The organism is Streptomyces sp. SLBN-31, from assembly GCF_006715395.1.
Lineage (GTDB): Bacteria > Actinomycetota > Actinomycetes > Streptomycetales > Streptomycetaceae > Streptomyces.
Genome location: NZ_VFNC01000002.1, coordinates 491,315 through 516,989, shown reverse-complemented (window position 1 = coordinate 516,989; position 25,675 = coordinate 491,315). Strand labels below are relative to the sequence as shown.

Below are 25,675 nucleotides of genomic sequence, written 5' to 3'. Positions count from 1 at the left end.
CGCCGCCCCGACAACTGAGGGAGACGAGGACCGCTGAACCGAACTCGGCCGCCGTGAGGCGCAAGGTGCGGATATCGCCCTTCTGGCAGCACTTCCTGGAGATGTTCTTCGTCATGTGGCTCGGCATGGCCGTCGGAGGTCGACTCTTCCGGGCCGTCTCCGGGCTGTCCTCCAGCGAGGCGTTCAGTCAGTATCCCTGGCAGTCCGTGCTCTCGATGGGTCTCAGCATGACAGTGCCCATGGTTGCCTGGATGCTGTGGCGGGGCCACGGGCGGCGGAACTCGATGGAGATGGCCGCTGCAATGCTCGTACCTGGTGTCCCGTTCATCGTCCTGTGCTCGCTCCATGTCCTCTCCGGCGGCGTGGCCGCCCGTGGGTACATGATGCTTTCCGTCCCGGCCATGCTGGGCCTGATGTTCTACCGCAAGGCCGCGTACTCGATGCCCATGGGAGCCCCGTGGCATCGACGCGTACCGCTGCACCACCACTGATTCAAGAGAGGGTGAGGAAGGCGACGACGATCCGGCGTCAGGGCGAGCAGCAATGTGGGGCCGCGTTGTCCCAGGTGGCTGGGCCTTTCTGCTCGCCCGAACGCCCCGTCACGGGCTGACGCGACCCGAAGGAAGCCGTCACGACGGCCCGGCGACATTTGACGTCACCAAGGTCAACGATCTTCCAGCCGTCTCATAATCCGACGCATGAACACACCACTCTCACCGTCCGATGCCGAGCAGGCTGACACCTCGGCTGTCCGGGTCGGTGTTCTGGTCCCGCTCAGCCGGCCCGGCTGGGTCGAGTCCGGCCGGCACCTGCTCGCAGGACTCGAACTGGCCGCCGAGGAGGTCAACGACGCGGGCGGCATCGGCGGAAGGCCACTGGAGCTGGTCGTCCGTGACACCGCGGCCGACCCGCGCAGGGCCGCGGCGGCAGTGGAGGAACTGGCTCGGCTGGGCGTCGCCGCCCTGGCCGGGGAGTACCACAGCGTCGTCGCCCGCGCCGCCGCGGCCGGCGCCGATGCCCTCGGTGTGCCCTACCTCTGCTCGTCGGCGGTTCTCGACGCGCTCACCGAGCAGCCGACCGACTGGGTCGCGCGCCTCTCCCCGGCCCAGTCCCACGGCTGGCGCACCTACGCGGACTTCCTGCTCGGCGCGGGTCACAGACGTGTCGCCGTGGCCAGCGAACCGAGCGTGTACTGGGCCTCGGGATTCGGCATCCTCCGGGACCACCTCGCTTCACACGGCGCGACCCTGACCGAATTCGACGCGCGTACGATCGCCCCCGCCGCCCTGTGCGACGAACTCGCCGGCGACCCCGCGACCGCCCTCCTGCTGCTGCTCGGCTTCCCGGAACCGGCCGTGTCGATCGTCAGGGCCGTCCGCGACGACCCGCGCCTCGCCGGCCTCCTGCTGGGCGCTCCGGCCGGGCAGCCGGAGCTGACCGAGTGGGCGGCGCTGCTGGGCGAGGACGGTACCGGCGTCCCGTTCCTGTGCTACCTGCCCGAGCGGCCGACCCCGCTGGGCGCCCGTGTCGGGACGGCGCTGCGCGAGCGCCTGGCCCAAGCGCCCTCCTTCGTGGCCTTCGAGGGCTACGACACGGTCGTCGTCCTCGCCGAGATGCTGCGTGCGCACGGCACGGACCGGGGACGCACGGCCGCGTCCTGGCCGCACGTCGCCGTCGACGGCACCCGCGGGCGGATCCGGTTCTCCCGCTCGCCCGGCATCAGCGTCTGGCAGTGGACCTGGGCGCCGGTCCAGGTCGTCGACCGCGATCCGGCGCAGCCCGACCGCTTTCGCATCCTGCACACCGCCGGGTAGCCGCGCGGGCGGAGGCGGACGCCGAGGGCGCCGAGGGGGTGTGCGAGTCTGGGCAGCGTTGCAGACGCGTAGTGACTGGAGGATGAGGACGATGCGGGAGGCCTATCACAAGGAACTGGAGTCAATCAGCGAGGCGCTGGTGGAGATGGCGAACCTCGTCGGCTCGGCCATGGGCCGGGCCACCGGTGCTCTGCTCGACACCGATCTCCGACTGGCGGAGAGCGTGATCGACACCGAGGGCCAGGTCGAGGAGCTGCAGCGGAATCTCGAGGAACAGGCCATCGCGGTGCTGGCGCGCCAGCAGCCGGTCGCCACGGATCTGCGCGTGGTGGTCACCTCACTGCGGATGAGCGCGGACCTGGAGCGCTGCGGCGTCCTCGCGCAGCATGTGGCCAAGCTGGCCCGGCGGCGGCACCCGCAGCACGCCGTGCCACGGGACCTGCGCCGTACGATCCTGGAGATGGGCCAGCTCGCCCAGCGCCTGATGGCCCAGGCGGCCGAGGTCCTGATCACCCAGGACGTCGACGCCGCCCTGCAGTTGGAGCGGGACGACGACCGCATGGACGAGCTGCACCGTATGATCTTCCAGCATCTGATGGACGAACGCTGGCACCACGGCGTGGAGACGGCCGTCGACGTCACCCTGGTGGGCCGTTACTACGAACGCTTCGCCGACCACGCCGTCTCCATCGCCCGCCGGGTGGTGTACCTGGTCACCGGTGAACACGCCGACGACTACCTGCCGGACACCCCCGTCATCCACTGAGTCCCGCCCGCGGGCGCCGGGGGTGGGCGGCGCCCCGCGTCACAGGGTCGCGGTCGTCTGCTCCCCGGCGGCGCTGCCCGTGAGCCACTGGTCCCACGACAGGTTGAAGTCGGCGTAGCCGTTGTCGGCCGACGCCTTGGCACGCGGGGAGCCGGTGATGGTGACCGGATCGCCCTGCTTGACCTGGCCGTAGAACCACTTGGCGTCCGACATGGACAGGTGGACGCAGCCGTGCGAGCCGCGGGCGCTGCCGCTGCCCGGATACGGGTCGCCCGTCGAGTAGTGCACGTACGTGCCGGACTGGGTGAGGTGGACGTCCCAGGGCAGCGTGAGGTCGTAGTAGTTGGCGCTGCCCTTGTCGCAGCTGATGCCGACACTGCAGGAGGTCATGTGCACCTTCTCCTGCTTGTCGATGACGGCCATCGTGCCGTTCCACGTCGGGTACTCGGCGCTGCCCGCGTTGATCGACAGGGTGCGGACCAGCTTGCCGTTCCGGGTCACCTTCATGGTGTGGCCGGTGACCGAGACGTCCGCGCGCACGTCGTCGCCGATCTTGAAGGTGTGCGTGTAACCGTGCACGCCGTAGCGTCCGTTGCCGTTGCTGACGCCCTTCAGATCGGCGTCGATCTTGACGGTCGTGCCGGAGGGCCAGTACGTCTTCGGCCGCCAGTCGGCGCGGCGGTCGCCCATCCAGTGCCAGGCGCCGGCCACCGGCTGCGAGGCGCTCACCTTCATGTGCTTCTCGACCGTGGCCCGCGCCTTCGCCGCCACCGGGTTGGTGAAGATCACCGAGATCGGCATGGCCACGCCGACCGTATTCCCGGTCTGCGGGGTGATGGTGTCCAACAGCATCGGCGGGCCCGCGGGCTTCGTCGGCTTGGGCGAACTGCTCGCGTTCGCCTTGCCCGACGCCTTCCCGTCGCTCGCGCTCGCCTTGTCGCCGCCGCCCCCGCCGCAGGCACTCGCGCCCATCAGCGTCGCGACCGTGAGGAGTGCGATCCCTATGCTGCCCTTGCGCCGTCCCACGCCTTGCTCCGCTCTCTCTCGCTCCCCGACCCTGACGGGCCCGCCTCCCTGTCAGACAGTGATGGGCAGGGGCGCAGTTGCGTGCGGCTCGTAGATCTTTGGTGATCCACGTCACTTCGCGCCCGAGTGGCCGGACCGTGCCCCCGGCAGGAGGAGCGACCGCGCATCGGAGACGTCGGGGACGGACGCCACTGCTTGCGATGCGCGGTCGTCGTGTACTGCGGGTGCGTTCAGGGTGCTACGGCGCGGCCGGTCTGCGGGGAGATCCGCCCCGCGCACAGGCCGCGAGCGGCGAGCCCCTGCGCGATGCGCGGGATCGCGGCGGTCGTGTTGGCCGGCCAGTCGTGCATCAGGATCACCTGGCCGTTGGTCAGGCGTCCGGCGGCCGCCACGATGGCGTCCGTACTCGCGCCGTTCCAGTCCTGCGAGTCCACGTCCCAGATGATCTGGGTCAGGCCGTACTTGGCCGCCACGGTCCGGACCGTGGAGTTGGTCTCGCCGTACGGTGGCCGGAAGAGCTGGGGCGTACCGCCGCCCGCCGCCGAGATGGCCTGCTGGGTGCGCGAGATCTCGGAGTCGATCTGGGCCTGGCCGAGCGTGGTCAGATGCGGGTGGGTGTAGCTGTGGTTTCCCACCCACATGCCGGCGGCGACCTGGGCCCTGACCTGGGCCGGGTAGGCGGCCGCGTACTGGCCCTCGTTGAACATCGTGGCCCGCAGCCCGTTCTGCTTGAGTGCGTTGAGCAGGTTGGGTGTGTTGCCGGACGGGCCGTCGTCGAAGGTGAGGCCGACATAGCCGTTGCAGCCGGCGGCCCGGGCGGGAACGGCGTGTGCGGTCTGGACGGCGAGGGTGGCCGCGGCGGCCAGCGTGACGGCCGTGAGGGCCGTCGTCACGGGGTAGTACGGGCGTCGGGTCGCGCCGCTCATCCCGACACCGTGATGTTGGAGCTGCCGCTGCTCTGGTATCCCTCCGTCGCCAGGATCATGTAGTACTTGAAGCTGCCGAGCGGCATCCCGGCCCGGCCCCAGGCGTCGAAGTGGTTGCCGGTGGTGATGGTGCCGCCGGTGCGCCTGGACTGGCGGACGCTCCAGTACTGGTTGAAGGTCTTGTTGCCCTCGACGGACGGGGCGTTGTACCGGGTCGTCTGGTAGATGTCGTAGGTGCCGCCGTCGCTGCTGACGGTGCCCTTGTACGTTCCCGTGGGCCGGTAGGTGCCCCAGTTCTCGACGATGTAGTACTCGACGAGCGGGTTGGACGTCCAGCCGTACAGCGACAGATAGCCGTTGCCGGACGGGTTGAAGCTGCCCGAGTACGTGACGTTCCTGCGGGCGCCGGTGCTCCAGCCCTTGCCGGCGACGAAGTTGCCGGTGTTGCGCCAGCTGGTGCTGTAGTTGCCGCCGGAGTTCAGGGTCATGGAGACCGTGCCCTGGGCGTCCGTCCAGAACGAGTAGTAGAAGCCGTTGTTGGTGCCGGTCTGGTTGGTGGTGACGACCGTGGCGGCCCTGGCGGTACCGGGCAGCGCCAGCGCGGCCGCGCCGCCCAGCAGCAGGGCGCCGACGCCCCTGCGGGTGAACTCGTGCGTCATGTGCGGGTCCTCCTCGTCCATAGAGGCCGGGTTGTGGTTCGGTCCGTCAGTTTTGGCCTGCACTCGTCAAGCGTCAATAGTTTCGGTGATTATTTCGAAACATTCGACATGGATTCGCTACGGTCAGATGACTTTTGGCCAAGAATAGGAAAGCCGAAATAGATCAACTTCGGCGAATCGATCAATCGAATGTTTCGAAGTGCTTCCGGTCGTCATCCGTTGACCGACCGTCATTCCGGCTGAATTCGAGCGCCGTCTTCGCCGCGCTGGTGCCCGCGGCGGGCGTCGCGGTCGAAGATGCCGAGGATCTCGCACGGTCCGCCCTCGGCACCGATGGCGTGCGGCAGCATGGTCGGGAACTCGGCCGCCTGGTTCGTCTCGATCCGAAGGCGGCGGTTGCCCAGCAGCAGGACCGCGGTCCCGGACAGCACGACGAGCCACTCACGGCCCGGGTGCGCGCGCATACGCGCGGCACTGTCCGGCGGCGGATCCGTCATGCGCTGACGCACGACGGTCATCCCGGGATCGGCCTTGACCGGCCAGCGCATCAGAGAGTGGGTGGCGTCGATCATGGGGTTCGACACGACGTCGTCCGTGGCCGTCTCGACCAGCTGGTCGAGCGAGGTGTCCAGGGCGCGGGCGAGGGTGACCAACTGGTCGAGCGCCAGGCGGCGCCGGCCGTTCTCGATACGGCTGAGAGTGGACTGACTGACGTTCGCCCGAGCGGCCAGCTCCTCCAGGGACCAGCCCTGCGCCACTCTCAGGGCGCGGATCCGCTTGCGTACGAGGCCGTCCAGCTCGCCATCTTCTTGCGTCATGCGCAACATCCTATGCCTGTCACGCAAGGCCTGCCTACGGTCGTCCCCGAGCCGCGTCCGGGTCTCATTCCGCGCCCGGACCAGCGCCGACTCCGTACGCCCTGTTCAGAAGGTGTCCATGAACCAGATCCAGTCCCCGGCGACCGCATCGGATGCGAGACAGCGCCGCACGATCCTGATCGCCGTGTGCGTCGCGCTGATGGCCGTCGTCGCCTCGGTCTCGGGGCTCAACGTCGCCCAGCCGGACCTCGCCGTCGATCTCGGGGCCTCGCAGAGCACCGTCCTGTGGATCATCAACGTCTACACCCTCACCCTGGCCGCGCTTCTCCTGCCGCTCGGTGCCCTCGGCGACCGCCTGGGCCGCAAGCCCGTGCTCGTGACCGGCCTGATCCTCTTCGGCCTCGCCTCAGCCGTCGCCGGACTCGCCCCGTCCGCCGGCGTCATGCTCGCGGCGCGCCTGGTCGGCGGTGTCGGTGCGGCGATGATCATGCCGATCACGCTCGCCGTCATCACGTCCACCTTCCCCGAGGAGGAACGCGGCCGGGCCATCGGTGTATGGACCGGTGTCGCCGGAGGGGGCGGCATCCTGGGCATGTTCCTCTCCGCCGCCCTGGTCGACGTGGCGGATTGGCGCCGGCTGTTCGTCCTGCCCGTCGTCCTCGTCGTCGTGGCCCTCGCCATGGCCCTGCGATCCGTCCCCAACTCCCGTGGGACGACCCCGCATTCCTTCGACACCGCCGGAGCGCTGACCTCCGTCGTCGCCGTGGTCGGGCTCATCTTCTGCCTGCAGGAAGGCCCCGAGCGGGGCTGGAGCGCGCCCGCGACCCTGCTCGGCCTCGCCGCCGGCGTCCTCGCCACCCTCGCCTTCGTGATCCGGGAGCTGCGACGCGGCCCTGCCGCGCTCCTCGACGTGCGTCTGTTCCGTGAGCGTCGACTGGCCGGCGGTTCGATCACGCTGCTGGCCGTCTTCGGGGTCCAGGCGGGGATCTTCGTCGTCCTCTTCCCCTTCTTCCAGGAGGTGTTGGGCTGGTCCGGGCTGCTGTCCACCTCGGCGCTGATGCCCATGGCCGTGCTCATGATGGCGACGTCCGGCCTCGCCCCTCGGCTTGCCGAGCGGATCGGCGCCAGGGCGACCATGGCCGGCGGTGTCGCCCTGGCCGGGACCGGCCTCGCCCTGATGGCGGCCGTCGTCTCCGTGGACGGAGGCTACCTGTCGGTCCTGCCGGGCATGCTCGCCATGGGCGCCGGCATGGGTCTGTCGATGACACCCTCCACGGAGGCCATCACCGGCTCGCTGCCCTCCGAGCGCCAAGGCGTGGCGTCCGCGCTCAACGACGTCACCCGCGAACTCGGCACCGCACTCGGTGTCGCCCTGCTCGGCGCACTGCTGTCCGCCGGATACCGAAGCGCCATCGACACCCGGCTGGACAACGTGCCCGACGACACCGCCGACACCGCCCGCGAGGGGATCGCCAACGCCGTCGACGCCTCCCGCACAGCAGGTCCCCACGCCCAGGGCCTGGTCCGCGCCGCGCAGGAATCCTTCGTCGACGGATGGCAGCGGGCCATGTGGGTCGGCGTCGTCGTCATGGGCGCGCTGTTGCTGTACATCCTCGCCCGCGGCCCGCAGCGGCCGGACGTGGCAGCCGACGACGAGCCGGAACGCGCGGTCGAATCGACGTCCATGTGAACTGAGCTGGCTGACAAGGCAGTTGGTGGGCATGGTGAGGCAACCAACCGGCTCTCGTACCACTGTTCACATATGGCACACAGATTCCGCCGTGCCTCACCATCCGCCAGATGCCGTCAGGCACTTGTGAACGAGGATTCGATGACCGCGTACCGCAGAAGCACGTTAGGTCGTTCGGCGATCGCCACCGCCGCGACGCTCACCATGGCCGCCACCGCGGCCGGGGTCGCTCCCACCGCCACGGCGGCGACACCCGTCGTCCCCAAACTCAAACTGATCGCCGCGTCCAAGTCCGTGACCCTCGAACGCTGGAGAGGCGAGCCGGGCGTCTACCTGGACCTCGGGACCTACATCACCGTGGACAAGGCGGCCCTGGAGTTCCGGGTGACCCGCAAGTCCTACAACGACCCCGTCGTCGCCCAGCAGATCATCCGCAGCGGCGGTGCCACGCGCACCAAGACCCTTCCGGCCGGCCTGGTCAAGGACTTCACGGGCCTGCCGGGGTTCCTCGACGTCACGGTCACCGACGCCGCGGGCAAGCAGGTGCTGAACGAGAAGCAGGCCTTCTGCCCGAACGACCGGGCCGGACGCGTCCGCCCGGACGCCCCGGCGACCTCCCGTTACCCTCGCGGCTGCTCGGACAACCCCTTCACCCTCGGCGGGGTGTGGGGGACCGAGCAGGGCTGGGCGGCCGGTGTCAGCCAGGGCTGGACCAGCGAACCCGCGGACCTCGCCGCCGGTGAGTACACGGCGACGGTGCACGTGGCCAAGAAGTACCGGGACCTCTTCGGCATGGCGGACCAACCGCAGTCGATCAAGGTGACGGTGCAGGACGTCGGCGACGGCGGCGAGGGCGTGGCCCCGCGCACCCGTGCCGCCGACGGCGAGGTGAGGGGGAAGTCCTCCACGGGCGCCGCCTCACATGTGCTGAAGCCCAACAAGCACCGCCCGACCGGCGCCCGCACCGACGCGGCCGCCCTGCCCAAGCCCGACCTGAAGGCCCTGCCCGCGTACGGCATCGCCATCAACGACGGCTCCGACGGCGGCATGGGAGCGGCCGCCGGCAAGGACTACCTGGCCTTCGGCGCCACGGTGTGGAACGGCGGCCCCTCCCCGCTGGTCGTCGACGGCTTCCGCAAGCCCGGCGCCGAAACGATGGACGCCTACCAGTACTTCTACGACGCCAACGGCAAACAGGTCGGCTACACGCCCACCGGCAGCATGGAGTGGGACCCGAGGGAGGGCCACCAGCACTGGCACTTCCACGACTTCGCCAGCTACCGGCTGCTGGGCGCGGACAAGAAGGAGATCGTCCGCAGCGGCAAGGAGGCGTTCTGCCTGGCCAACACCGACGCTGTCGACTACACGGTGAAGAACGCCAACTGGCACCCGGACAACACCGACCTCGCCACCGCCTGCGGTGAGGAGAACTCGGTGTCCGTGCGGGAGGTCCTGGACGTCGGCAACGGCGACACCTACAGCCAGATCCGTCCCGGCCAGTCGTTCGACGTCACCGACCTGCCGAACGGAACGTACTACATCCAGGTCATCGCCAACCCGGACCACCGGCTCAAGGAGACCAGCACCACGAACAACGTCTCCCTGCGCAAGGTCGTCCTGGGCGGCACGACCGGCGCCCGCACGGTGACCGTCCCGGCCTACGGTCTCGTCGACGCGCCCTGATCCGACAGGGGCACTCAGGGGCGGGCGGTCCAGCGGGGCCGCCCGCCCTTCTTGCGTTCGTTGCTCGCTTCTCCCGCCGGACCCGGCCCAGCGCGGCCGGTTGGCGGAGATCCGCGACAGCCTCGTCGCCCGCATCGCCGAGGCCGAGTGCGAGGGCTGGCTCGGGGAGGCCGATCCAGCTCGGCATGCGGCGCATAGCCGCGGCTCACCCCCCAGACGGAGGGCACGGCTTCCGAGAGCTTCGACAACGAGATTTACGAGTGTCAGGCGCCATTGCGTCAGAGATCGCGGCGATGCGGCGAATCAGACCGCTTCGACCTCGCGCTCGTCCCCGCTCTCGAGCCAAATGGAAATCCAGGCGGCGGTGTCCGAGTCCAGCATCACCAGGTCGAACGGTTGCAGACCTGACTTCGTCACGGCAGAGGTGACTGCCTGGCCCTGCAACCATCCTCGACGTCTCACCGCTTATCGAGCACGAGCCTGCTGGGACACCTTGGCGGTGACGTCGACGGTCTGCCCGGCCGGGGGTGCGGCGACGTCCACCGCGGTGCCGAAGTCGCTGAAGTTCATGACGACCTTCGCGTGGGTCTGTCGGGGGAAGGCGCTGGAGCCCGTCGACCGCGCGGAGTTCTTGACCGTCATCTGGAGCTGCTGGCGACGGGTGCGCCCGTTCTCGTCGATCCAGAGGTCCACGGGCACGCTGTCTCCGAGGCGGTCGCGGAGTTCACGCTCCCGTGCCGAGTCGCCCTTGGCCAGCTCGGAGAGATCGAGGGCGGCCCGGTAGTGCGTGGTGGACACGCCGTTCACCGTCTCCTCGCCCACCTTGCGCACGTCCTTCTCGGACAGGGACTTGGTGTAGGCGAAGGAGTCGGCCGGGTCGCTCATCGCGGCGCCACCGCCGCTCCGCGAGGTGTCGAGGCGGCGCAGGTCCACCTTCATCCAGCTCTTGCCTTTGGGGAGTTGGCCGCTCGCCGCCGGGGGCTTCTCGTACAGGACGTGGTCGACGACGCGCTGTTCGAGCTGCTTGCTGCCCTGGCCCATCCGCATACGACTCGTGCCGTCGCGGAGATCGAGCACGCCCGAACCGGTGATCGTCTCGTCGTCGGAGCCGGCGGCGACGGTGGTCGACAGCGTGATGCGAGCGGTCTTCGCCTGCGTGGTCTTCGCGTTGGTGGCCTGCACAACTTGTGCCGGCGACTGTTGCGTCCCGGCCTCCGACGCAGGTCCATGGGTACCGCTCGCACCCTTCCCGTCGTCGTTGCCGCATCCCGCCAGCAGTGCGACGGACACAAGGCCGGAGGTACCCCACACAGTCAGACGGGACACGGGTAAGGACCGCTTCATTCGGCTCAACTCCTGATTTCCGCATCGGTGTTGTTCCTTCGGTCCTCCGGTACCAGGAGCGGCATCGACGAAACCCCGGCCGCGGGGCCGGGGTGACACAGTCGTCGAAGGCGCTCCTACGGCAGCGGTGTTCCGCCGGTGGCGTTGACGATCTCGGCGGTGATGAAGGACGCCTCCTGGGAGGCGAGGAACACATAGGCCGGGGCCATCTCCGCCGGCTGTGCCGGGCGGCCGATCGGGGACTGCTTGCCGAACTCCGCGGTGTCCGGAAGCGTCGCAGGGATCAGGGGAGTCCAGACCGGGCCCGGGGCCACCGCGTTGACGCGGATGCCACGGTCGATCAGCATCTGGGCCAGCCCCTGGGTGAAGGTGACGATCGCGCCCTTGGTCATGGCGTAGTCCAGCAGATGCGGGCTGGGCTTGTACGCCTGCACGGACGTGGAGTTGATGACGCTGCCGCCCTCCGGGATGTGCGGCACGGCGAACTTCGTCAGCCAGAACATGCCGTAGAGATTGGTGCGCAGCACGCGGTCGAACTGCTCGGTGGAGATGGCCTCGATACCGTCCGGCTGAGACATCTGGTAGGCCGCGTTGTTCACCAGGACGTCGATGCGGCCGAACTCGCCCACCGCCTGGTCCACCAGAGCCCGGCAGTTCTCTTCCTCGCGGATGTCGCAGGCGACGGGCAGGGCGCGCTGCCCGGCCTCCTCCACCAACCGTGCCGTCTCCCGGGCCTCGTCCTTCTCGTCCTCCAGGTAGGTGAAGAGGACATCGGCGCCCTCGCGGGCGAAGGCCAGACACACCGCGCGGCCGATTCCGGAGTCCCCGCCCGTGACCACGGTCTTGCGGCCCGCCAGGCGGCCGCTGCCCCGGTAGGACTCCTCCCCGTGGTCCGGGGGCGGGTCCATCGGGCCGGTCCAGCCGGGATGGGGCTGGTCCTGGGAGGGAAAGTCCGGCTGCGGATGCTGATGCGTGGGGTGCTGTGGCTGGGCCACGGTTCGTCCTCCTCATGTGCCGCCGCGACGCCGGTACGACGTCCGGCGTGAAGCCCGTTGTGCGGTTCCCCCAAGTACCCGAACCGGCGGGGACCACACCGGAGAACGATGAGCGCCCAGAGCCGTTATGAGTCGTGCTCTTGGGGAAACCGCAGTTCATGAGGGTGCTGACGGAGGTGTGCGAGAGCGACCGGATGCTGACACGGCACGCTGCCGTCCGAATTCCGGGTCGAATCGGCAAAGCGTTGACGGCGGTGGAGTCGGCCGCGCAGAAGACGAAGCTGTGGTGCGCCGCCGCGGGGACGATGGCCATGTTCGGCGGCAGGCGCGGCCGCCTGGCCGCGGTCAGCGGACTGAGCGCCGTGGTGGTGGCCCAGGTGATCTGCAGCGGTCTGTGCAAACAGCTCACCGACCGGCCCCGGCCACCAGAAGAATGGTTTCCGCACGACGAGGTCGAGGACCGTCCCGACTCCTCGTCGTTTCCCTCCGGTCACACCGCCGCCGCTGCCGCCTTCGCGGCCGCCGTCGTCCCCGCCTGGCCGCCGGCGGGCACCTTGTGCGCGGTGCCCGCTGCCATGGTGGCCGTCGAACGGGTGTGGAGCGGAGCGCACTACCCCACCGACGTCGTGGCCGGCGCCGCCATCGGGCTCGCCAGCGCCGGTCTGGTTCGCTACGCGCCGCGTCTCGTACGACGGTCGCTGATCGGCTAGTCGGCGTCCGTGACGGCCCGGACGGGCCTTTCGGGGTTCTCGTCGCCCCGCATGGGCAGCTTCAGCGGCCGGCCTTCGCGGTGGGTCCAGATGTCGCGGAGAATGACCTGGATCATTCCGGCGACGGGAATGGCGAGCAGGGCCCCGAGGATTCCCGCGATCTCGACGGCCAGCAGAATAGCGACCAGAACGGTGAGCGGATTGAGTTTCACCGTCCGGGACAGAATCACCGGCTGCAGGAGATGGTTTTCGACCTGCTGGTAGACGATGAAGAAGACGATGGCGGCGATGCCGGCCGGCAGGGAATGGATGAATGCCGCGACCGAGGCGACGACGGCACCCAGCGTGGCTCCCACGAGGGGAATGAGGTCGGCGATGGCGACGAAGAGGGCGAGCAGTCCGGCGAACGGCACTCCGGCGATCAGCAGCATCACATAGGTCAGGACACCGCAGATGACGCTGATCAGGAGATTGCCGGTCAGGTAGCCGTTGACGGTGCGGGCGCACTCGGCGCCCACACGGCGGATGCGTGCGCCGCGGGTCTCGTCGGTCAGGGCGAGCACACCTTGGACGACCTTGGGCCCTTCGAGAACCATCAGATACGCCAGGACGAAGATGGTGACGGCGCCTGCCACGGTGGTCGCCGCGCTGCGGACGAACGCCAGGGCGGGTGTGCCCAGCCCCGTCGCGAAGGAGCGGATCTGGCTGCGGTGCTGCTGGACGTAGCGCAGGGCATGGGTGCGCTCCAGCAGGTCCCCGACCGGGCCGCGTCCGGCGCGGGCGTCCTCGACCAAGTGCGGCAAACGGCCGGCGAGCCGGCTGCCCTCCTGGGCCAGCGGGGTGACGAAGAGCGCCACCAGGCCGACGACGATCACGACCGCGAGCAGGAAGACCAGCAACGTGGCTACCGAACGCCGGCAGCGTGTGATCCGCCGCTCCAGCGCGTCGACCGCCGGGTACAGGGCCACGGCGAAGAACAGCGCGATCACGATCCAGACCAGGACCCGGCGGGTCTGCACCACCAGTTGCAGTGCGACGTAGGCAGTGAGCACCAGACCGATGGCGGCGAGAATGGTGCGTACCGGAACGGGACGCTTTTCCATGGCCACTGGGTGCCCGGCACCCGGTGGGGGAAACGGCGCGGTCCCGTCGTACGTCCTACTCGGTTCGCCCGGCGAAGAAGTCCGCCAGTGAGGACGAGAGGGCCTGAGGGGCCTGTTCGGCGACGTGGTGTCCGGCGTCGATGCCGTGGCCGCGGACGTCGACCGCCCACTGCTGCCAGATCTTCAACGGGTCGCCGTAGAGGTCTTCCAGGTCGTCCTGGAGCGACCAGAGGACCAGGGCCGGGCACTGGATGCGTACCCCGTCGGTGCGGTCCTCGTCCTCGTGCCGCCTGTCGATGGTCAGTCCGGCCCGGTAGTCCTCCAGCATGGCCCGCACCACGTCGGGATTGCGCATGGCCGCCCGCCACTCGTCGTGGTTCTCGCGTCCCATCCGGTGCGGGTCGCCGCGGTACCAGCTGTCGGGATCGGCGTTGATGACGCGCTCGGGTATGTCCGGCTGCGCGAAGAAGAACCAGTGCCACCACTGGGTGGCGAACTCGGTGGTGATGCGGGACAGGTGCTCGGTGATGGGCAGGCAGTCGATCAGTGCCACGCGCGTGACGACGTCGGGATGGTCGAGTACCAGCCGCAGTGCGACGGCGCCTCCGCGGTCGTGCCCGGCGAGCGCGAACCGGTCGTGGCCCAGGGCGCGCATCACCGCGACGACGTCCCCGGCGACGGCCCGCTTGGAGTACCCGGCGTGGTCAGGGGTCGGCGCCGGGCCGGCCGATCGGCCGTATCCCCGCAGGTCCGGGCAGACGACGGTGAAACCGCGCCGGACCAGGCGAGGGGCGACCCGGTGCCAGGTCGCGGACGTGCGGGGATGGCCGTGCAGCAGCACGACCGCCGGCCCCTCGCCGCCGTAACGGACGAACGCCGATGCCTCGCCGACGTCCATCTGTTTGGTCTCGAAGTCCTCGAACAAGGCTGTGGCCTCCCGCCTCCTGCCGACCGAGCCTCCCCGGTACCCCCGAGGCGGTGAAGCACACGACCCGGCGCGGCCGTCAGCTCGCCGTCGGAGCCGGCGCCGATCGCGAGGGGGCCATGGCCCAGCGCACCGCCGAGGTGACGGCCTGCCCCAGTGGCCGGACGCACCACTCGTCGACCAACGGCAGCCTGGGCAGGCGCAGTTCGCGGGCGGCCCAGTCGGGCAGCAGGGAGACGGCGTTGGCGGCCAGGACTCCGTAGGGAAGCCGGGCGGCCAGCGGGACGGGCGGGTTGAGCAGCAGGAAGCGGGCGGCCTCCCTGGCCTGCGGGGAGGCGCGCAGCTCCGGGCGGTAGTCGTCCAGCAGGCGCGCGAGTTCCGCGCGGTTCCGGGGCGGGTCGAGCACGCCCAGCTCGGCGGCGACGCGCGCGGTGTCGGCGATGTAGCCGTCACAGCCGTCGTCGGACAGGGGCGCGGTGCCGAAGCGCTGGTGGGCGCGCAGGAAACTGTCGACCTCGGCGGCGTGCACCCAACCGAGCAGATGGGGATCGGCGGCGTGGTAGGGGTCGCCGTCGGGGGTGCGGCCCCGTATGCGTTCGTGCACCGCCCGGACCTGGGCACAGGCCTCCTGCGCGTGCTCGACCGTGCCGAAGGTGGTCGTGGCGAGGAACGTGCTGGTGCGCTGCAGCCGGCCCCACGGGTCACCGCGGTAGCCGGAGTGGGCGGCGACGGCCGCCATGGCGTGCGGGTGCAGGGACTGCAGCAGCAGGGCGGACAGGCCGCCGATGAACATCGACGCGTCCCCGTGCACCCGGCGTATGGGCCGTTCCGGGCCGAACCAGCGCGGGCCGGGAGTGCCGTGGATACGGGCTCGGTTGCGCGGGCCGTCGGGGCCGGCGACACGGGTGAAAAGGCCTTGGCCCAGTTGCTGTCGCAGCCCGGGGCCGCCGAGGGGGATGAGTCTCATCAGCCGAGGAACCTTCTCTCGGTCGCTGTGCGGTTCGGAAAACGGCCGAGCGGGCCCGCCGGCTGTGCAGCCGCGGACCCGCTCTGTCTTGCCGCTCCCTCTACCAGCGGTACCAGCGGCCCCTGCGGCCGCCGTTCCCGGCCGGCCGGACCACGAATCCCAGCAGCCACAGCACCAGGACGATGACCGCGATCCACCAGAGTGCCTTCAGTGCGAAACCGGCACCGAAAAGAATCAGAGCAAGCAGCAGAACAAGAAGCAAAGGAACCATTTGTCGAACACCTCCGGCGCTTCATGTGCCCCGGAAGATGCACCTTACGCAGGGAATTCAAAGCTGTTTGATCCCGGCTCGACCGGGAATTCGCTCTGCTTTCGCATCGAGTGTCCCCGTGCCGCATCAGCCGGGAAAGCGGCCGGTGGAGCGCAGCAGCCAACGGCGCTCCGCGTAGGCCAGGTCCTCGCGCCACAGCCGGCCGGCGGCCGACACCATGAGCCGGCGCAGCAGCGGTGCCGCGGCGCGGGCCACGGCGAAGCCCGGACGCTCCGAGGAGGCAACGACCGCCTCCACCACGGCGGTGCGCGGCCGCCCCCGGTCGTCCGGCCCGAGGGGCGTGGCGTGTGTCTCGACGACGGAGCCGCGGCCCTCGCCCTCGGTGATGCGCATGACGATCGTGCGCGGTTCGGGACTGGTGAACACCGCCCGTACCGGTACGACGAGCCGTCCGGCGACCTTGAAGGAGACGTCGACGGTGAACCCGTCGTCGGCGGCGGCGTCCGCGCCGGGCGCCGCGGCCACGGTCAGGTCCACGAAGGAGTGCGGGTGGAACCAGGCTCCGTGCCAGGGGTCGAGGCGGTTGGCGACGATGTCCTCGGGTTCGCAGATCCCGATGCCGCTGTACACGGCGGCGACCGAACCCGACAGGCGGGGGCGGGTGGGGACGACGGGCGCCTCCAGCGGTGCCTCGCCGCCGACCGCGTCCAGGCGCACCCAGACCAGAACCCCGTCGTCGTGCACCGGCACCGGGTCCCATCCGGCGAACGGCGTGCCCTCCAGGGCCATGCCGTGCCAGTGGCACACGAGCGTGCCGCAGCGCACCGGGCTCTCGGCGAGCGGCGCGCCCAGGTGCGGGCAGATGCCGGGGCCCGCCACGAGCCGCCCGTCGGCGGCGCGCCACACCACGATCTCGTGGCCGGCCACCGTGCCGGACAGGGGCCGGTCCTCGCGTACGTCGCGGGTCGCGCCGACGACGTACCAGTTCCCGGAGGGGCGTGCCTGGGCCCGTTTGAGGGCCTCGGCGATGGCGCCGGGACGGGCCTGACGCCAGGTGGGCTGCTGCTTCTCCCAGCGCGGTGCGTTCCGCCGCAGGGCAATGGGGTAGCGGCGCGGTTTCATGTGACCTTCTCGGGCGTGGGCGTGGGCGGGATCGCCGGTGTGGGCGGCGCGGGGTGCGGGGCCGGGACTGCGACGGGGGCCGGCCGACCGCGCAGCCGGGCGACGGCCACGCGGGTCAGGCCGTCGAGGGCGACGGTGGCGCGCCGGCGGCGGGAGACCACCGCCCGGCGCTGCACCGAGCGGTAGCCGTCCTCGGCGACGGCATCCAGGATCCCGCCGTAGAGGACGAACGCCGTGCGGATGCAGGGCCGTGAGACCGGTTCGAGCATGGCGAGGCCGGGGGCCGCCTCGTCGTAGACCCGGCGGGTCAGGTCCGCGAAGTCCCGCAGGGCGGCGGTGATGCGGCGGTCGGGTCGTCCGGTGTCGCGGCTCCAGCGCAGCAGCTGCCGGTCCACGTCGTGTGCGGCCAGCAGGTCGGCGGGCAGGTACACCCGGCCGCGGTCGAGGTCCTCGCCGACGTCCCGCAGGAAGTTGGTCAGCTGGAAGGCCACGCCCAGTGCCGCCGCGTGGGGTGCCGCTTCCTCGCGCGGTACGACCGTGCCGAGCACCGGGAGCATCTGCAGCCCGATCACCTCGGCCGAGCCGTACGTGTAGCGGCGCAGGTCCGCGTAGGTGGCGTAGTCGGTGACGTCGAGGTCGGCGCGCATCGCGGTCATGAAGTCGGTGAAGTGCCGGTGGTCGATGGCGTACCGGCGGGCGGTGTCGGCCAGGGCCCGGACGACGGGTTCGGTACTGTCGCCGTCGCGCAGTCCGGCCGTGAGGTCCCGTTGCAGACGGGCCAGTTGCTCTCGGCGGTCCTGGTCCGTGGCGGCCGGGTCGAGGGTGTCGACGATGTCGTCGGCCCAGCGGGCGAATCCGTACAGGGCGTGCACGGCGGACCTGCGCTGCACCGGCAGCAGCCGGGTGGCCAGGAAGTACGTCTTGCCGTGCCGCGCGTTCAGCTGCCGGCACCGGGTGTACGCCTGGCGCAGGCCGGGGTCGGTGATGCCGGCTGCGTCGAGTTCGCGGTCCGTCACGCGGGCCTCCCTTCCCGGCGGGCGGCGGGCCGGGGGCGGGCACCGGCGCCAGGAGAGCCCGCACCGCCGGTGATGCGCGCCGCGGCCAGCTTGCCGGACAGCAGGACGGTCGGCACGCCGACGCCGGGTGTGGTGCCGCACCCGGCGAGGACCGCGTTGACCGTGCCGCGCAGCAGGTTGCGCGGCCGGAAGGGCCCGGTCTGGGCGAAGGTGTGGGCGGCGGAGAAGGGGGAGCCGGCCGCATGTCCCTGCGCGTGCCAGTCGGCCGGGGTGACCAGGCACTGTTCCTCGATCGAGGACGCGATGCCGTCCAGGCCGCGCCGGTCGAGTTCCGTGAGCAGTTCGTGCCGGTAGTCGGCGGCCAGGTCGCCCCAGGCGGTCGCGCTCGGCCCCAGTCGGGTGTTCGGGCAGGGGGCGAGGATGTAGTGCAGGTGCCGGCCGGGTGGCGCGAGCGTGGGGTCGGTGGTGGTGGGGCGGGTGATGAGCAGGGAGGGATCGCTCATCAGGCGTCCGGTCTGGGTGAGTTCGCGGAAGGTGCGCTGCCACGCCGCGCCGAAGGAGATGGTGTGGTGGGCCAGCCACGGCCAGGTGCGGTCGGTGCCGGCGTGCAGGATCACGGCGGAGGGGGAGAAGCGCAGGGACAGCGGCCGCCTGGGGACGTGTCCGAGCAGCCGGTAGGTGACGGGCAGGTCGGGGGTGAGGACGACGGCGTCGCAGGGGATCCGCGCGTCCTCGGTGACGACTGCCGTGACGCGGTCGCCGGAACGCTCCAGACGGGTGACGGTCTGGCCGAAGCGCAGGTCCGCTCCCGCCGCCTCGGCGGCGTCCGCCATGGCCTGGGGGAGGGCGTGCATGCCGCCGCGCGGGAAGTACACGCCGGCCACGGTGTCCATGTAGGCGATGACGGCGTAGGCGGCCAGGGCGCGTTCGGGCGCCACGCCCGCGTACAGCGACTGGAAGGAGAAGACCCGGCGCAGTCGCTCGTCGTGCAGGAAGCGGCCGATGCGCGCGTCCAGACGGCCGAATCCGCCGAGTGCGGCCAGACGGGCGAGGTCGGGGGTGAGCAGTTGCAGCGGGGAGTCGAAGTTGACGTCGATGAAGCGCCGCAGCTGTGCCCGGTAGAGCTTCTCGAGCCAGACCCGCAGCCTGCGGTATCCGGCGGCCTCGCGCGCGCCGGCGAAGCGTTCGACCTCCGCCTCCATCGCGTCGGCGTCGGTGTGGACGTCCAGTGTGCTTCCGTCGGCGAACCGCGCCCGGTAGGCCGGGTGCAACGGCACCAGGTCGACGCGGTCGCGCAGGCTGTCGCCGACGGCGGCGAAGGCCTCGTCGGCGAGGTGGGGCATGGTCAGCACGGTGGGACCGGTGTCGATGTGGTAGCCGTGGCGCACCAGGCGTCCGGCGCGGCCACCGGGGGTGTCGTCGCGCTCCACCACGGTGACCCGGCGCCCGGCGCCGAGCAGGTGCAGGGCTGCCGCGAGCCCCGACAGGCCGGCGCCCACCACGACGACGTGGTCGGTGCGCCCGGGAACGGTTCGGGTCATCGGCGGGCCCCTTCGTCCGGGGTGGTCAGCGACAGAGAGACGGGGACGACGTCGTCCGGGGCGGCGTCGGGTGTCTCCGGTGGTGGTGTGCCGGCCGCGGAGCGCAGCAGCGCGCGGAGCGTGTTGCCGGCGTGCGGCGCGAGCAGGGCGCCGTCGAGGTGGCGCAGGCCCTGGGCCACGAGCCGGTCGATCTTGGCCTCGACGGTGCCGCGTGCCCCGGTGACCTCGAACACCTCGCGTACGGCGGCCAGTTCGGCGTCGGAGAGGTCGGCTCGGCCGAGCGTGTCGCGCAGGACGGCGAGGGCATGTCCGTCGCCCGCGGTCTCGGCCCTTGCCTGGGCGACGGCGGCGAGGTAGGTGGGTTTGCCGCTGCGGATGTCGCCGCCCGGGGGTTTGCCGGTGTCGCGGGGGTCGCCGTAGACGTCGAGGAGGTCGTCGCGCAGCTGGAAGGCGATGCCGACGCAGCGGCCGGCCGAGCACAGGGCACGGGTCGTGGTGGGGGTGGCTCCCGCCAGCGCCGCCCCCAGGGCGAGCGGGCGCTCCACGGAGTACAGGGCGCTCTTCAGGCAGGCGGCGCGGATCGCCCGGGAGAGGGACCTGGCCGAGGTCGCCTCGCCGTGGACGTCCAGGTACTGCCCGGCGACCATCTCCATGCGCATGGCGCGCCACAGGTCCCGCACCTCGCGCGCGGTGGTCCGGGACAGTTCGGTGTCCGCCACCACGTCGTCCGCCCAGGCCAGGGCGAGATCGCCGGCGAGGATCGCGGAGGCGTGGCCCAGCCGGGCGGCGCGCGGGGCGGAGGTCTCGCTCGCGTACCGGTCCGCTATCTCGGCGTGCAGTGAGGGGCGTCCGCGGCGCACCGGGGCCCCGTCCATCACGTCGTCGTGGACGAGGGCGCAGGTCTGGATCAGCTCCAGGGCGGCGCCGACGCGCAGGGTGGCGCGCAGCACCGACCGGTCGCCGCCGCAGGCCCGCATCCCCCACCACACCAGGCGGGAGCGGCTGTACTTGCCGCCGTCCTCCGTGAAGCGCGCGACCCGGGCGGCCAGGTCCCGGGCGAAGAGCGGATCGACGGCCTCGGCCGCCGTGAGCCGCCGGGCGAGCAGTTCGGCGAGCACACCGCGTACGGCGCCGGGCACGTCCGCGTCCACGGCACGCAGAGCGTCCGATCCGGTCGGATGCGCGCTGTGCCGCCGAGTGCCGTGAGGGCGGTGTTCCTGTGCCGCGGTGGGGCTCATGCCGGTTCCCGTCATCGAGATCCTCGTGATCAGAGCTGGCTTCGTCGTCATCGGTTCGGGCCGGGTCGCCAAGACGGATGCGGCGCGATCCGGAAAACGACGCGGAGAGATGCAGGGTCTTGAGGGGTGTGCTTATGCGAACACATCTACTCGCCGATGGGCTGGTGCTACGGCGCATGCCGGGGTCTTGTTCGCGGATGTGACACGGATGGCCGTGCACCGCACGACGCTTGTTTCGACGCACAGACGATGCAAGTTGTCCTCGCTGCATCGATTTTGGAGGGTGGGGTCGTCACAGTCGCTCCAGGCGGCCACCTGGCGAAGCAGAGGAGTAGTCATGACGACCGCCCCGCAGACCCGCGCAGACCTCCTCGACGACGCCGAACTCGTCGACGGGTTCCTCGCCGGAGACGAGGCATGCCTGGAGGTCGTCCACGACCGCTGGCGCTCGCTCGTGTACGGCCTCGCCAAGCGCTCCCTGGGAGACGCGAGGGACGCGGAGGACGTCACCCAGATGGTGTTCCTCGCGGCATGGCGGGGCCGCGCCGGCTTCGCCCCCGACCGCGGCACCCTGCCGGGCTGGCTCGTGGGCATCACCCGCCGCAAGATCGCCGACGCGCTCGCGGCACGCACCCGGCGCTCCGAACTCGTCGCCGCCGCGGGCGCCGGACTCCTGGTGACCGCCCACCAGGAGACGGTACGGCCGGAGGCGTCGCTCGACCGGGTGCTCCTGGACGACGAACTGTCCCGGCTGCCCGCCCCGCAGCGCCGCGTGCTCAACCTCGCCTTCCACGACGACCTGACCCAGACCCAGATCGCCCAGCTCACCGGATGGCCCCTGGGAACCGTCAAGAGCCACGTCCGCCGCGGGCTGCACCGCCTCGCCCGCCGCCTCGACACGGACGACGCCGGAAATTCACCCCTGGCGAGCGGGTGACCATCGCATCCGCAGGGGTACCGCTCCGGGAATGCTGTCGTCTGTCCGATACGCGAAAGGGGTTGAGGCGGTCGTGCTCAAGGCGGAGGTCGCCATCATCGGAGCCGGAGCGGCGGGGCTGTCCCTGGCCCACCGTCTGTCCCGACCCCCGGCCGGCGGCCGCCCCCTGTCCGCGATCCTGGTCGACGCCCCGCCCGGCCCGCTGCGGCCGCCCCAGCGCACCTGGTGCTTCTGGGAAGCGGGCCGCGGCCGCTACGACGCCGCCCTGACCGCCTCGTGGCGGCACCTGCGCGTGCACCCGCCCACCGGCGAACCCATCGAGGACGACATCGCGCCGCTGACCTACAAGATGATCCGCTCGGAGGACTTCGAGGCCCTGGTCGGGCGCGACCTCGAGCGCAGCGGCCGCGTCGAGCGCCTCGAAGCGACGGTCGACCACGTGGAAGCACTTCCGGAAGGCGCCGAGATCCACGCACACGCGGCGAACGGACGAGAGCGGTCCGTGCGGGCGCGCTGGGTGTTCGACTCTCGTCCGCCCGGCAGCCTGCCCGCGGCCCGCACCACCCTGCTGCAGCACTTCCGCGGCTGGTTCCTGCGCACCGGCCGCCCGGCCTTCGACCCGTCCCGGGCCGAACTCATGGACTTCCGCACGGCCCAGCCCGCCAAAGGCCTCTCCTTCGGCTACGTGCTGCCCACCGGCACCCGGCAGGCACTCGTGGAGTACACGGAGTTCTCCCCGTCCGTCCTGTCGAAGGACGCCTACGACGCCGCGCTCAGCCACTACACCGACTCGGTGCTCGGCCTGAAGGACTACGAGGTCGTCGGGACCGAGACCGGTGTCATCCCCATGACCGACGCCCCGTTCGCGCGCCAGACGGCGCCGTCCGTCTTCCGGATCGGCGCCGCCGGAGGAGCCACCCGGCCCTCGACCGGCTACACCTTCGCCGGCCTGCAACGGCAGACCGCGGCCGTGGCCACCGCCCTGCGCCGCGGGCGCCGGCCGGTGCCGCCGCAAGCCCACTCCGCGCGCTCGCGCGCCATGGACGCCGTACTGCTGCACGCGCTCGACAGCGGTCTGGTGGACGGTGCCGCGTTCTTCTCGGGCCTGTTCGCCCGCGTACCCATGGCCCGCCTGCTGCGCTTCCTCGACGGCACGACCCGGCTGCCCGAGGATCTGGGCATCGGCCTGCACACCCCCGTCCTGCCCATGCTCCGCGCCGCCGCGGAAGTCCCGCGGCTGCCCCGGCGCCCCTTCACCGGTTCTTGAACCGCGGTGCGCCCCGCCCGCCCCACCGACCCAGGAGAACGCATGACCCTGCTGCGCGACGCGGACCTGGCCACCGCGTTCGACCATGCGGCGCAGTCGTACGACACGCTGGTGGCCGCCAACCCCGGCTACCACGCGCACCTGCGCCGCTCGGCCCGCAGACTGGGTCTGCCCCGCCCCGGCACCGGACTGCGCGTCCTCGACCTCGGCTGCGGCACGGGCGCCTCCACCGCCGCCCTTTGCGCCGCGCTGCCCGGCGCCGGCATCACGGCCGTGGACGCCTCCGCGGGAATGCTTCAGCGCGCCGCGGCCAAGCCCTGGCCGGCGAACGTCAGGTTCGTGTGCGCCCCGGCGGAAGGCCTCGCCGAGGCGGGCGTCGAGGGCCCCTTCGACGCGGTGTTCGCCGCCTACCTCTTCCGCAACGTCTCGGACCCCGACGCCGTCCTGTCCACCGTCCACGGCCTGCTCGCCCCGCACGGGCGGCTCGCCGTGCACGAGTACACCCTCAGTGGCCGTCCGGCCCACCGCGCCGTGTGGACGGCCGTGTGCCGTGGGCTGGTACTGCCCGTCGCCACCGCGCTGGGGGACGGTGAGCTGTACCGCCACCTGTGGCGCAGCGTCGTCGACTTCGACACCGTCGACGCCTTCGCCGACCGTCTGCGCGCCCACGGCTTCGACCAGGTACGCGCGCTGCCGCTGCCCGGCTGGCAGACCGGCATCACCCACACCGTCGTCGGCCGGCGCGCCGGCACCACGGCGCGGGCCGCGCGATGACCGGCCCCAGGGCGCACCCCGCCCGCCCCGGCCGCGACCGGCGCGCCGTGTACCTGCCCCCGCCGCCCGGCTCCGCCCGGGTCGGCGGACCACCGCGCAGTACCGCCGTGGTCGGCGGCGGCATCGCGGGGCTGGCCGCCGCGACGGCACTGGCCGAACGCGGTGTCGAGGTGACGCTGTACGAACGCGAGCCCTACCTGGGCGGCCGCGTGGGCGGCTGGCCGGTCGAGCTGTACGACGGCTCCACCGCCACCATGAGCCGCGGCTTCCACGCGTTCTTCCGCCAGTACTACAACCTGCGCGGCCTGCTGAGCCGTACCGACCGGACCCTGGCCGGCTTCACCGGCCTGCCGGACTACCCGCTGCGCCACGGCGCCGGACTGCACGACAGCTTCCGCAGGGTCCCGCGCACCCCGCCGCTGAGCGCACTGGGCTTCGTCGCGCTCAGCCCGTCCTTCCGCTCGCGGGACTTGATCCGCATGAACCCCGCCGCGGCCCTGCCACTGCTCGACGTCCGCGTCCCGGAGGTCTACGCCCGCCTCGACACCGTCAGCGCCCACGACTTCCTCGCGTCCCTGCGCTTCCCGCAGGCCGCACGCCACCTCGCATTCGAGGTCTTCTCGCGCAGCTTCTTCGCCGACCCCCGCCAACTTTCGGCCGCCGAGATGGTCCTGATGTTCCACATCTACTTCCTCGGCAGCGCCGAGGGACTGCTCTTCGACGTCCCCCGCGAGCCCTTTCCGACCGCCCTGTGGGAACCCCTCGGGGACTACCTGCGCGGGCACGGGGCCACGCTGCGCACCTCCACGCCCGTCGCACAGGTCGCACCCACCGAGGACGGCGCCTTCACCGTCCTCGCCGACCGGCGGGCGACACGGCACGACACGGTCGTCCTGGCCCTCGACACTCCCGGGCTGCGCTCGCTGGTCGGCCGCTCGCCCGGGCTCTGCGACACCACCTGGCGCGAACGCGTGCACCGACTGCGCACCGCGCCGCCGTTCCTCGTCTCCCGGCTCTGGCTGGACCGGCCCGTGGACCGCCGCCGGCCCGGGTTCCTGGGCACGGCCGGATACGGGCCGCTGGACAACGTCAGCGTGCTGGAGCGCTGGGAGGGCGAGGCCGCCCGCTGGACCTCCCGTACCGCAGGCTCCGTGGTGGAACTGCACGGCTACGCGCTGCCCGAAGACGGCGACCCCGAGGTGGAGGCCAAGCGGCTGATCGAGGAGCTGTGGCGCGTCTACCCCGAGACCCGTGACGCGCGCATCCTCGACCAGCGGCACGAATGGCGCCAGGACTGCCCGCTGTTCCCGGTCGGCGGCTACGACGACCGCCCGGGCGTACGCACCCCGCACAGCGGCCTGGTCCTCGCGGGCGATCTGGTGCGCACCGACCTGCCGGTCGCCCTGATGGAGCGGGCCGCCACCAGCGGATTCATGGCGGCCAACGTCCTTCTGCAGTCGTGGGGCGTACGCGGCCACCCACTGTGGACCGTGCCCGACCGCGGCCGCAGCCGACTGCTGCGAGCCCTGGCGGCCCGCGGGCAGGGTGCCGCGCCGCGCCCGTGAGCGCTGCCCGGCCGGTTCAGCTCGCGGGCACGTCCTGGCGGTCCGAAGCGGGCCACACGTAGGGCAGGTCGTCGGGCACGCCGGGGAACAGGCCCGCGTAGACCTCCGGGTCCTTGCGGACCAGGGCCGAGCGGTGACTGCGGTGGAAGGCCTCGTCGCCGAGCCAGGGCGGCAGTTCGTGGCCGGCGGCCAGGTCCGCCTGGTCACGCACCGGCGCCCCGGGGCGGTGTGCCGCGAGGCCGGCGACGAGGGAGGCGGCGCAGCTGTCCTGGTGCCCCTGCTCGCGCCACACGCGGCAGATCTCCAGGCCGTAGCGGACCAGAGCCTCCTCGTAGCCGGTCCACATCCGCACGGCCGGGTGGCGGCGCCATCCGTAACCCGGCACGGTCAGCCCGCGCAGCACCTGCAGGGCTTCGACGCGCTGTTTGCCGAGGCGGCGGCGGTCCAGCAGGAGGGCGGAGGCCCTGAAGTCCGGGTCGGGCAGGAACGTCTGCATGGTCGTCGTGCCTCGCTGTGGG

At 71.5% G+C, this 25,675-nt stretch carries 25 protein-coding genes; 10 read left to right on the top strand and 15 right to left on the bottom strand.

Annotated features, from left to right (window positions below; translation table 11 throughout):
• Positions 1–53 precede the first annotated feature (53 nt).
• The 3 genes from FBY22_RS22290 to phoU all read left to right on the top strand — a co-directional run bounded on the left by FBY22_RS22290 (position 54) and on the right by phoU (position 2,580).
• Entirely contained in the window at positions 54–491 is a 438-nt protein-coding gene (locus FBY22_RS22290) for a hypothetical protein (RefSeq protein ID WP_142148610.1), read from the top strand.
• A 207-nt stretch (positions 492–698) separates the two neighbouring features.
• Complete coding sequence (locus tag FBY22_RS22285) at positions 699–1,814, top strand: ABC transporter substrate-binding protein (protein ID WP_142148608.1); 1,116 nt, start codon at positions 699–701, stop codon at positions 1,812–1,814.
• Between the two features lie 91 nt (positions 1,815–1,905).
• Positions 1,906–2,580 carry a phosphate signaling complex protein PhoU gene (gene phoU / locus FBY22_RS22280; RefSeq protein ID WP_142148606.1) on the top strand — a complete coding sequence of 225 codons (675 nt, stop codon included), beginning with the start codon at positions 1,906–1,908 and terminating at the stop codon, positions 2,578–2,580.
• Positions 2,581–2,619: 39 nt separating this feature from the next.
• Here the strand turns inward: phoU and FBY22_RS22275 are convergent, their stop codons facing one another.
• From FBY22_RS22275 to FBY22_RS22260, 4 genes are all read right to left on the bottom strand, one after another.
• Positions 2,620–3,552, bottom strand: a complete 933-nt coding sequence (locus FBY22_RS22275) for a L,D-transpeptidase (RefSeq protein ID WP_260845313.1) — start codon at positions 3,550–3,552, stop codon at positions 2,620–2,622.
• A 284-nt stretch (positions 3,553–3,836) separates the two neighbouring features.
• Entirely contained in the window at positions 3,837–4,532 is a 696-nt protein-coding gene (locus tag FBY22_RS22270) for a polysaccharide deacetylase family protein (protein ID WP_142148602.1), read from the bottom strand.
• Complete coding sequence (locus FBY22_RS22265; protein WP_260845069.1) at positions 4,529–5,191, bottom strand: glycoside hydrolase family 11 protein; 663 nt, start codon at positions 5,189–5,191, stop codon at positions 4,529–4,531. The genes FBY22_RS22270 and FBY22_RS22265 overlap by 4 nt, the downstream gene beginning before the upstream one ends.
• 230 nt (positions 5,192–5,421) lie before the next feature.
• Positions 5,422–6,009 (bottom strand): helix-turn-helix domain-containing protein, encoded by a 588-nt coding sequence (locus FBY22_RS22260; RefSeq protein WP_142148600.1) that lies wholly within the window; start codon positions 6,007–6,009, stop codon positions 5,422–5,424.
• Between the two features lie 118 nt (positions 6,010–6,127).
• On the opposite strand from FBY22_RS22260, the gene FBY22_RS22255 reads away from it, so the two are divergent.
• Together FBY22_RS22255 and FBY22_RS22250 are read left to right on the top strand one after the other, a co-directional pair.
• Positions 6,128–7,699, top strand: a complete 1,572-nt coding sequence (locus FBY22_RS22255) for an MFS transporter (RefSeq protein WP_142148598.1) — start codon at positions 6,128–6,130, stop codon at positions 7,697–7,699.
• Between the two features lie 141 nt (positions 7,700–7,840).
• Entirely contained in the window at positions 7,841–9,382 is a 1,542-nt protein-coding gene (locus FBY22_RS22250; RefSeq protein ID WP_142148596.1) for a lysyl oxidase family protein, read from the top strand.
• 465 nt (positions 9,383–9,847) lie between these two features.
• On the opposite strand, the gene FBY22_RS22245 is transcribed toward FBY22_RS22250, so the two are convergent.
• Both FBY22_RS22245 and FBY22_RS22240 read right to left on the bottom strand, forming a co-directional pair.
• On the bottom strand, positions 9,848–10,564 hold the full coding sequence (locus FBY22_RS22245) for an LppX_LprAFG lipoprotein (RefSeq protein ID WP_260845068.1): 717 nt from the start codon (positions 10,562–10,564) through the stop codon (positions 9,848–9,850).
• Between the two features lie 278 nt (positions 10,565–10,842).
• Entirely contained in the window at positions 10,843–11,721 is an 879-nt protein-coding gene (locus FBY22_RS22240) for an SDR family oxidoreductase (RefSeq protein ID WP_142148592.1), read from the bottom strand.
• Between the two features lie 158 nt (positions 11,722–11,879).
• On the opposite strand from FBY22_RS22240, the gene FBY22_RS22235 reads away from it, so the two are divergent.
• On the top strand, positions 11,880–12,431 hold the full coding sequence (locus FBY22_RS22235) for a phosphatase PAP2 family protein (protein ID WP_142148590.1): 552 nt from the start codon (positions 11,880–11,882) through the stop codon (positions 12,429–12,431).
• On the opposite strand, the gene FBY22_RS22230 is transcribed toward FBY22_RS22235, so the two are convergent.
• The 8 genes from FBY22_RS22230 to FBY22_RS22195 all read right to left on the bottom strand — a co-directional run bounded on the left by FBY22_RS22230 (position 12,428) and on the right by FBY22_RS22195 (position 20,614).
• On the bottom strand, positions 12,428–13,534 hold the full coding sequence (locus tag FBY22_RS22230) for an AI-2E family transporter (RefSeq protein ID WP_142148588.1): 1,107 nt from the start codon (positions 13,532–13,534) through the stop codon (positions 12,428–12,430). The genes FBY22_RS22235 and FBY22_RS22230 overlap by 4 nt on opposite strands.
• Before the next feature lie 55 nt (positions 13,535–13,589).
• Positions 13,590–14,459 carry an alpha/beta fold hydrolase gene (locus FBY22_RS22225; RefSeq protein WP_142148586.1) on the bottom strand — a complete coding sequence of 290 codons (870 nt, stop codon included), beginning with the start codon at positions 14,457–14,459 and terminating at the stop codon, positions 13,590–13,592.
• A 79-nt stretch (positions 14,460–14,538) separates the two neighbouring features.
• Positions 14,539–15,426, bottom strand: coding sequence for an oxygenase MpaB family protein (locus FBY22_RS22220; RefSeq protein ID WP_142148584.1), 888 nt, complete (start codon positions 15,424–15,426; stop codon positions 14,539–14,541).
• Positions 15,427–15,526: 100 nt separating this feature from the next.
• Positions 15,527–15,697 carry a DUF5670 family protein gene (locus FBY22_RS22215; protein WP_142148582.1) on the bottom strand — a complete coding sequence of 57 codons (171 nt, stop codon included), beginning with the start codon at positions 15,695–15,697 and terminating at the stop codon, positions 15,527–15,529.
• 126 nt (positions 15,698–15,823) lie between these two features.
• Positions 15,824–16,819 (bottom strand): DUF5914 domain-containing protein, encoded by a 996-nt coding sequence (locus tag FBY22_RS22210; protein WP_142148580.1) that lies wholly within the window; start codon positions 16,817–16,819, stop codon positions 15,824–15,826.
• On the bottom strand, positions 16,816–17,835 hold the full coding sequence (locus FBY22_RS22205; RefSeq protein WP_142148578.1) for a phytoene/squalene synthase family protein: 1,020 nt from the start codon (positions 17,833–17,835) through the stop codon (positions 16,816–16,818). The genes FBY22_RS22210 and FBY22_RS22205 overlap by 4 nt, the downstream gene beginning before the upstream one ends.
• Positions 17,832–19,376 carry a phytoene desaturase family protein gene (gene crtI / locus FBY22_RS22200; protein WP_142148576.1) on the bottom strand — a complete coding sequence of 515 codons (1,545 nt, stop codon included), beginning with the start codon at positions 19,374–19,376 and terminating at the stop codon, positions 17,832–17,834. The genes FBY22_RS22205 and crtI overlap by 4 nt, the downstream gene beginning before the upstream one ends.
• Positions 19,373–20,614, bottom strand: coding sequence for a polyprenyl synthetase family protein (locus tag FBY22_RS22195; RefSeq protein WP_260845067.1), 1,242 nt, complete (start codon positions 20,612–20,614; stop codon positions 19,373–19,375). The genes crtI and FBY22_RS22195 overlap by 4 nt, the downstream gene beginning before the upstream one ends.
• A gap of 337 nt (positions 20,615–20,951) precedes the next feature.
• Here FBY22_RS22195 and FBY22_RS22190 point away from each other — a divergent pair, with 337 nt between their 5' ends.
• From FBY22_RS22190 to FBY22_RS22175, 4 genes are all read left to right on the top strand, one after another.
• Entirely contained in the window at positions 20,952–21,551 is a 600-nt protein-coding gene (locus FBY22_RS22190; protein ID WP_142148572.1) for a sigma-70 family RNA polymerase sigma factor, read from the top strand.
• A 73-nt stretch (positions 21,552–21,624) separates the two neighbouring features.
• Positions 21,625–22,818 (top strand): lycopene cyclase family protein, encoded by a 1,194-nt coding sequence (locus FBY22_RS22185; RefSeq protein WP_142148570.1) that lies wholly within the window; start codon positions 21,625–21,627, stop codon positions 22,816–22,818.
• Between the two features lie 42 nt (positions 22,819–22,860).
• Entirely contained in the window at positions 22,861–23,592 is a 732-nt protein-coding gene (locus tag FBY22_RS22180) for a methyltransferase domain-containing protein (RefSeq protein ID WP_142148568.1), read from the top strand.
• Positions 23,589–25,157: an FAD-dependent oxidoreductase gene (locus FBY22_RS22175; RefSeq protein ID WP_142148566.1), complete on the top strand. Its 1,569-nt coding sequence runs from the start codon at positions 23,589–23,591 to the stop codon at positions 25,155–25,157. Before FBY22_RS22180 ends, FBY22_RS22175 begins: the two co-directional genes overlap by 4 nt.
• Positions 25,158–25,173: 16 nt before the next feature.
• On the opposite strand, the gene FBY22_RS22170 is transcribed toward FBY22_RS22175, so the two are convergent.
• On the bottom strand, positions 25,174–25,653 hold the full coding sequence (locus FBY22_RS22170) for an MSMEG_6728 family protein (protein WP_142148564.1): 480 nt from the start codon (positions 25,651–25,653) through the stop codon (positions 25,174–25,176).
• Between the last annotated feature and the right edge of the window lie 22 nt (positions 25,654–25,675).